The sequence below is a fragment of the Sphaerochaeta sp. genome (assembly GCF_050178175.1).
GTDB lineage: Bacteria > Spirochaetota > Spirochaetia > Sphaerochaetales > Sphaerochaetaceae > Sphaerochaeta.
This window is the reverse complement of the sequence record NZ_JBFXGH010000101.1, coordinates 1-8157: the sequence shown is the minus strand read 5'-3', so window position 1 is coordinate 8157 and position 8157 is coordinate 1. Positions and strand designations below refer to the sequence as shown.

Annotated in this window: 7 protein-coding genes and 1 pseudogene; 2 read left to right on the top strand and 6 right to left on the bottom strand. The window is 45.3% G+C overall.

Annotated elements, in window-relative coordinates:
- Positions 1-179: 179 nt before the first annotated feature.
- The 5 genes from AB7S66_RS09990 to AB7S66_RS09970 all read right to left on the bottom strand — a co-directional run bounded on the left by AB7S66_RS09990 (position 180) and on the right by AB7S66_RS09970 (position 5644).
- Positions 180-938, bottom strand: coding sequence for a glutamine amidotransferase (locus AB7S66_RS09990; protein WP_428519592.1), 759 nt, complete (start codon positions 936-938; stop codon positions 180-182).
- On the bottom strand, positions 935-1996 hold the full coding sequence (locus tag AB7S66_RS09985; protein WP_428519590.1) for an ABC transporter permease: 1062 nt from the start codon (positions 1994-1996) through the stop codon (positions 935-937). Before AB7S66_RS09985 ends, AB7S66_RS09990 begins: the two co-directional genes overlap by 4 nt.
- Positions 1993-3030, bottom strand: coding sequence for an ABC transporter permease (locus tag AB7S66_RS09980; protein ID WP_428519588.1), 1038 nt, complete (start codon positions 3028-3030; stop codon positions 1993-1995). The genes AB7S66_RS09985 and AB7S66_RS09980 overlap by 4 nt, the downstream gene beginning before the upstream one ends.
- Before the next feature lie 12 nt (positions 3031-3042).
- Entirely contained in the window at positions 3043-4527 is a 1485-nt protein-coding gene (locus tag AB7S66_RS09975; RefSeq protein WP_428519586.1) for a sugar ABC transporter ATP-binding protein, read from the bottom strand.
- Between the two features lie 112 nt (positions 4528-4639).
- Complete coding sequence (locus AB7S66_RS09970) at positions 4640-5644, bottom strand: autoinducer 2 ABC transporter substrate-binding protein (protein ID WP_428519584.1); 1005 nt, start codon at positions 5642-5644, stop codon at positions 4640-4642.
- Between the two features lie 225 nt (positions 5645-5869).
- Between AB7S66_RS09970 and AB7S66_RS09965 the strand changes: the two genes are divergently transcribed.
- Positions 5870-6889, top strand: coding sequence for a LacI family DNA-binding transcriptional regulator (locus tag AB7S66_RS09965; protein ID WP_428519582.1), 1020 nt, complete (start codon positions 5870-5872; stop codon positions 6887-6889).
- Positions 6890-6905: 16 nt separating this feature from the next.
- Positions 6906-7880, top strand: coding sequence for a sugar phosphate isomerase/epimerase family protein (locus AB7S66_RS09960; protein ID WP_428519580.1), 975 nt, complete (start codon positions 6906-6908; stop codon positions 7878-7880).
- 56 nt (positions 7881-7936) lie between these two features.
- On the opposite strand, the pseudogene AB7S66_RS09955 reads toward AB7S66_RS09960, so the two are convergent.
- Positions 7937-8157 (bottom strand): annotated as a pseudogene (locus AB7S66_RS09955) (ABC transporter permease); the annotation flags it as partial.

Here is an 8157-nt window from a genome sequence, read left to right as displayed (position 1 = left end):
CAAGCAAACCAATCGTCCTGGCATAGTCGTGGACCTTGGTTAGGTGAGCAATACGTTCTGGATTACCCCTTTCATAGTTGAACATCTGTTCATGGATTAGGGCGATGAGGTGGGCGGTGTTTTGCATGATAATAGCTTCCTTACGGTATTAGATTACAACTTCCTATGAAGTCATTCTATCATCGTTTTGCAAGCCAATGCATCGCATTCTGCCACATCAGCCGATAACCTTCCCCTTCGACAAAATCCTGAGGACACCAGTGTGGCCCGATATCAGACATCCACACCAATGATCGTCCTTTCCCATACTCCATTGTAGCGAGAAGAGGATGCCCGTAGCCAGTTCGCAGGATGAGATGAGCATCCTTTTTCAGGGGTGCCTCTTGATATCCCAAGAGGATAGGCCACTGATTTGGAATGTTTTTAATAATTGGATGTTCATGGTCAAGAACCTCTATGGTTGCGCCCTCGGGCGTCTCAACGCGGTCGTCGAAGGTATAAATATCTACAGGTAGCACCTCTTCAATCGGTGTCCTGAAGTACTTGGCAGAAGCTTGTATACCCGCAAAAGAGAGATACCCTCCACACATACAGAGTGCTCCACCATTTTTCACCCACTCCCTTATCAGTTGAAGACGATTTGCCGAAGTCTTGCCTTCGACGAATACACGTCGACTTAACAGAAGTGAATTTGCCCCAATGTCACTAAGGATTATCACATCATATTTTGACAACTCCTCAATACTGGAAGGGAATTCTTCGCCGGCAAGATGTCCTGGAAGATGTGTATATTCAATCTCCTTATCCGCTTCCAGGGCTTTTCTCATATGCTCTTGCCCGGTTTCATAGATACCGGAACTGAAATGGTCGAAGCCTTTGTGGTGAGCACTCTCGGAGAACCAAGATTCACCAACCAACATGACTTTGATAGGTTTCATTTGGCAGTCTCCTTCTGCAGAGTAGGTTGAGTGGGTTCTCGGAAAACCACTTTCTTGTGTTCAGTGAAGTAATTCATGACCATTACCAGGATAAGAACACCACCCCAGATGAGCGAAATATAGTAGCTACTGATTCTTGGGAAGCGGTTGAGGCCTGTTTCAAGCAGGCGTAACAGGATAATTGCTAAAACAACCCCACTGATTCGTCCTCGGCCTCCATAAGGGTTTACCCCTCCCAGTACAACAATCAAGACACACTGCAGGGTATACACTGTCCCATAGTCAGCTCTTGCAGAGTTATAGTTGGCAAGCATTATCATTCCACCAAGTGCCGCACAAATGCCTGAGAGCATATACGTTTTCATGTACAGCCTATCAATATGCAGTCCACTGAATTTGGCAACATTTTCATTGGTTCCCAACATGTAAATCTTTGTTCCAAAGACGGTCTTTGAGATGAGAAACCAAATAAGGGCTGCCATCACGATAAAAATGATCAATTGCACTGGAATCAGATTGAAGAGACGATTGTTGATGGTCTTTGCGTATGTACGAGAAAACTTGCTTACAGCATTTCCATTCGTCATTGCCAGACATATACCAGTAAACAACTCCCCAGACCCCATTGTGGCAAGTATTGGAGGAATATGGAATTTTGAAACAAGCAATCCATTGAATAAGCCTAGGGATCCTCCGATGAGAATTCCCAGAATAAAAACCAAGGGAATGGCAAAGGCCGGAAGACCCCCCGCAGCGTCTGTAAGGCGAAGCAGGAGGAACCCCATAAGGATGGAAGTGAGGTTGGCCGTTCCAACAACCGATAAGTCAATACCTCCGGTAATCATGCAAAGCATGACCCCCAAGCTCATGATACCAAACTCTGGGAACTGGGCAGCCATTGTCTGAAAATTGATCACGGAATAAAACTTGCTGAACCGTGTTATTGCCATGAACAACAACCAGATGACAATCATCAAGATCAATCGCCAGAGATGTCGGTCATTGCGGTACATTTGCTGGAAACGTTGCATTGGCTGTATTCTTTCGTGGGTCATCATGCAACCTCCTTGCTCTTCACTCTTTTACTGCGAATTCTATTCATGTGCATGACCTGGTAAGCACTTACCCCGGTTCCAATGATGATCAGGGCACCGGTGAAAACACTCTTGTACGAAGTTGGTATTCCAAGCAGAATCATGGAATTTTCCACAATGACAATAAGCAAGGTACCAAGCATACATCCAAGCAGGGTACCGCGCCCTCCCGTAATGGCTGTGCCTCCCAGGACTACGCCGGCAATGATGTTCATTTCCATACCGAGCATGTTGGTAGGATGAGCTTGCTGCATCATGCAAACCCTGATAACACCGGCAAGGCTGGCGATCATACCTACCATGATATACATGACCACTTTTGTCCGCACTACATTGAAGCCGGCTCGGTGGGCACTGACCTCACTTCCTCCAATTGCATAAATTCCGCGGCCAAACATGGTGTATTTCAACAGGAAGAAGACAAAGAGCAGTACAATAACAAAGGCAATGAAGGTAACGGGCATACGGCTGGTCAATCCAGAAACAGGATTACGCGCTGTAAAGAGTGCAGAGGTGCCCCAGTCTCGCATTCCTGAAGGGATGATGGTCAACTGTCTGGAATTCAATGCCCCTTGCATAATACCCTTGAACACGCTTGATGAACCGAGCGTTACAATAAGGGCAGGAAGCTTGAAATATCCGATGAACAACCCATTAAAAGCCCCAAGCAAGGCCCCAATGGCCAGAGCCATCAAGATTGCGACCCAAACACCACCCTCGTAATTAATGTCCAACAGATATTTTGTTGTTGCATAGACGCTTAAAGAAGCTAGAGCCGGAAAAGAAACATCGATACCTCCAGATATAATTACCAGAAAAGTACCTATTGCAAACAAGCCAGGGACAATCAACGCTGATGCAATGTCGACAAGATTGTTGGAAGAGAAAAATTGTCCAGATCGGAATTCTATCAACAAGCAGAGCGCCAGAAGCACCAGGAAAATATAAGGTTCATTCCGACGAGAGAGTTTCTTAAGTAACGTACGTGTTGTTTCCACCGTAATGCCTCCCTACAACATATGTGACAAAATCAGCTTCTCATCAGTCTTCTCTGCTGAGAGCTCTGCAACAATCCTTCCATTCTTCATTACTAGGATGCGGGAGCAATTTTCTATCACCTCAGGAAGATCGTCACTGAAAATGATGATGCCAATCCCTTTCTTTGCCAAATCCTGGAGAATCCCATGGATATCATGTTTTGATCCAATATCTACTCCAACAGTAGGTCCGTTCAGAACCAAAATCCTTGGATTACAAGCAAGCCATTTAGCGAGCACGATTCTCTGCTGGTTGCCGCCTGAAAGCGTCTGACTTGCATTATTTGCATCAGGTGTTGCGATTGCTAGGTTCTTCACCCATCTGGAAACCTCTTTGGAGCGTTTCACCCCGTCCAGAATCCCTGCTTTTTTTGTGAGCTGGTCAATCTCAGAGATGACAATGTTATCAGCAATACTCTGTGAAAGGAAAAGGCCTTCACTCAAGCGGTCCTCAGGGACATACCCTATATCGTAATTAATGGCATCTCGAGGACTCTGTATGGAAACCGGTTTCTCATCTACAAAGAATGTCCCCTCGTCAATCGGCTTGATACCAAACATGGAGAGGGCCAATTCTGTTCGACCTGAATCCAGGAGTCCGGTAATGCCGATAATCTCTCCTTGGCGGAGAGAGAAAGAAATATCGGAGAAATGATTAGTTAACCCTGCTTTCTCAGCTCTGAATATTGGATTCTCAGAGATTATTTCAGCTTTAAAATTTCTCTTCTCAAATTCGCGTCCAGTCATGTAGAATGAGAATTTTCTATCATCCAGATCTGATGTTGATCCAGAGGCAACAACCTCACCACTGCGGAGAATCGTAAATTTTTCAGATATCTCGAACACTTCATTCAGTTTATGGCTGACAAAGAGCGTGGCAATGCCTTGTTCCTTCAGTTGGGTGATGATCTTGAAAAGGTTTGTTACCTCTTTTTTCGTTAGCGCGGTAGTTGGCTCATCCATAATAATCAGACGAGCATCCTGCATCAATGCACGACTGATTGCAATCATCTGTTTCTCAGCGACCGTCAGGGTTCCTACATAGGCATCCAAGTCGATAGAGACATTGATTTTCGCAAGAGCCTCCTGGGCAATGTTTTTCATTCGTTTCCAATTTACCAGCCGACGTCCTTCAGCAAGTTCATTGTTGAAAGCGAGGTTTTCCATGACTGTGAGATTGGGAAAAACAGAAAAATCCTGATAAATAACCTGGATTCCGTTATTGATTGCATCAATCGGGCTGATCTTCTTGTATTGATTCCCCTGGAACTCAATGTGCCCAGCATCAGGTGTATATACTCCACTGATAACCTTGATCAGTGTAGATTTTCCACTCCCGTTTTCTCCAGCGAGGCAATGAATTTCTCCGGGTTGCATGCTGAACGATACATTCTTGAGCGCCTGTACTCCCACAAATGATTTGTAAATACCTACGGTCTTGAGTAGGCTCTCCGACATGGCTCATTCCCCCCTTCTTGTCCAGTTCAGTTCATTGGATAGTGTACCATACAATAAAGATTGCCCTGCAAAATTACGAATTCAGCAGGGCAAACCTTCCTGGAAACAATCCTTAGAAGCCAAAGTCATAGACATTATCAGCGTTGATAACAATCCATCCTTCACCTTCAAGAACGGTTTTGCTTCCTTCTCGGAACTGGAGGTTGGTGTATCCTTCCACACCAAGATCCACTGGAGCGGTGATCTTCTCACCGTCCAATACCTTGACAGCAAGAGCGATCATAGCTTTTCCTGCGAGAGCAGGGTCCCAGAGGGTAAGAGACTTGACGACGCCGCTTTCAAGTAGTTCAGCGTTATCAAGGGGCATACCGGTACCTGAGGTGAAAGCCTTGTCGACCAGACCCAGTTCCTGAATCGCTCTTGCAACTCCCGGAGCATCATATGAAGAGGTTCCCATTATTCCTTTCAGATCGGGATACTTCTTGAAGAGCTCTTTGGATACATTGTAAGCAACATCACCGTTATCGTTTGATTCAACCCTGGGTTCCTCTTCCAGTAGCTTCATCTTGGGATATGTTGCTTTCTGATGAGCGACACCTGCATTTGCCCATTCATTGTGCGATCCATTGGTAAGGGATGCAACCATGGTGGTATACAGCCCTTCTTCGCCCATAGCTTCTGCAAGGTTGTCCATGATAAAGGCACCATAACCAGCGTTGCTGAAAGCTTCGATATCGTAATCTACGTTCTCGAGATCAGCCCCTTCATGTGCAATTACCACAATCCCCGCATCTCGTGCCTGAGCAAGTACCGGTTCCAAGGATTCAAGGTCTACAGGAACAACACAAATAGCATCCACCCCCTGTGCAATCAGGTCTTGTACCAGCTGGGCCTGCAATGTTGCATCAATCTGGGGAGTTCCTCGCTGGTATACATTCAAGCCGGTTTCCTTGGCATACTCATCTACCCCGACTTTCATTCGTACGAACCATGGGTTTGAAGCATCCTTGGGCACTACTACAATCTCATAGCCTGATTTCTCCTCTGCTTGTCCTGCAGCAAACAGCGCTGGTACTAACAGTAAAACAACCAACACGAAAGCAAGAAATTTTTTCATTCTGTAATCCTCCTTTGCAATACGTAATTGAATTCTAGCGCCGCACTATCGAGAAGTCAAATATAATTAACTTGTTTGGAAGAAATGGTAAAAATTATGCATGAATAAGTAAAATAGTGCTAATAAATCATGTAATATGGAAAAAATGTCATAATAATAAAAAAGTTTAGCAAAATTTAATAAACCCTTTGACAGGATGACCTCTGCATGGTACTTCTATGATATATGGGAATTAAAGAAATTGCTGAGAAGGCTGGAGTATCAAAAACAACTGTTTCCCTTGCGCTAAACGGGCATCGTGGTGTGAGTCATGAGACAAGGATGCGAATAATTGCCTTGGCACGGGATATGAATTATCGAGTGCCAGGGGACAGGCCGATGAGTAGTCCCAGCAATGGTCCCATCTTACTGGCCAGGTTACGAAAACATGGATTACTGCTCAATCAGGATCAAAGTGTTTTTATCATGGATTACATTGACAGCATCAACAGAGCTGTCAGCGCTGAAGGATATCAGTTTGAAATATTTGAGAGTCCAAGTGGGACGCTTCAAGGGAGCATTGAAGAGATTCAGAAAAGGCATCCAAAGGGAGTGATATTGATAGGTACCGAACTATTCGAATCTGACCTGGAGATTTTGCACTCCCTTAGTGTTCCCTTTGTAGTGATCGATACTTTCTTTGACCATGTCTCCTGTGATTTTGTGGATATGGCTAATATAAATGCAGTATACCAGGTGATTGATCATTTGGCCTCCTATGGCCACTTGAAGATACAGATGGTCACCAGTTCAATGAAATCTGGGAATATCATCATGCGTGAAAGAGGATTCACATTGGCCATGGACTATAATCATCTTTTGGTGGATGACTCCTCCTTCATTTCAGTTGAGCCAGGCTTTGATGGTGCATATCGGGCAATGAAAAGCTATCTTGCTACAGGGCCGGTACTCCCACAGGCATTTTTTTGTTATAACGATGTGGCTGCATTTGGCGTAATGAAAGCTTTGAAAGAAAAAAAATATGGTATTCCGAAAGATGTATCGGTAGTCGGTTTCGATGATCTGCCGATGGCTGCAATGATGGAACCCCATCTCACAACCGTAAGAATTCCAACACGGCGAATTGGTGAGAAGGCGGTATATGTACTACTGGAGAAAATTGCAACAAAAAAGTTGTTGGAACCGTCAAGCTGGCTTGTCCAGGGGCACTTGGTGGCTAGGGACAGTGTTATGAGAAGGACATGACAAGGAGGTGCACGTCATGAGTAAGTATTCGATTATTCTAGGAAATTTGGGAAACACCTGTGACAGGTTTCTTTCTTCCGGTTACAAGGATGAGGTACCCAAAGCAGAGCTGATCAAGCAGGCTGCCGAGATCGAAGGGGTCGAAGGTGTAGAACTGGTGGGAACCTGGGACGTTGCACCAGAGAATGTTGAAGAGGTTGGTGAACTGCTTGACAAGTATGGCCTGAAGTGTGTTTCCATCATTCCTGATCATTTCAGTCAGAAACGATGGGGTAAGGGGTGTCTTGCATCGAAGGATAGCGAAATACGCAAGCAAGCATTGGAGTATACGTTCGCCTGTGTGGAAATGGCGAGAAAACTCAACTGCAAGACGCTGAATATCTGGCCGGGACAGGATGGGTACGACTATACGTTGCAGTCCAATCTCGTACAGGAGCGTGCATGGCTTAAGGACGCCATCCAGAGTGTTGCTGCCTCTGCACCGGATATCAGATTCGCACTCGAATATAAGCCAAAAGAACCACGAAATTTCAGCTTCATGGCTCGTGCTTCAGATACCCTGTTGCTTGCAAAGGAGACGAAGTTGGATAACGTGGGTGTCTGCATAGATACCGGCCATGCGTTTGTTGCAGGAGAGAATGTGGCTGAATCAATTGTTATTCTCCAGGAGTACGGAAGAAAGCTTTTTCACATGCATTTCAATGACAACTATGGAACATGGGATGATGACATGATTGTCGGATCCGTTCATTTCCCAAGATATATTGAGATGCTTTTCTGGCTGAAAGAGACCAAATATGATGGGTGGCTTTCCATGGACCAGTATCCGTATCGAGAAGATGGCCAGGGTGCACTCCGCGAAAGCGTGGAGTTCCTCCAGATGATCGATGAGAAGTTGAGTGACCAAGTAATGCAGGAGATCAGGGATTTGCTCGCAAAAGGGAATGCTGTTGAGTCACAGCGTTGGATTCGAAAGACTTTCTTCAAATAACCACGGTTCGTTGATTTTCTTTGGGTTTGTAAGGCAGCCTCCCGATTGGGAGGTTGTCATGTGTTTGCCCATGGATGTACGCAAAGTCTCTCTACCAAATCCACAATGATGTAGAGCAGCAAACCGAGAATGCTGAGCAGTACAATGGCGGCATACATGCCTGTGTACTGGGCCATGACCCAATAGTTCATGATCGAATATCCCAGTCCATGAGATGCAGCGTAGGTCTCGCTGATAAACAACACAGAGAGAGAAATACCCAGTGTGATGCGCAGTG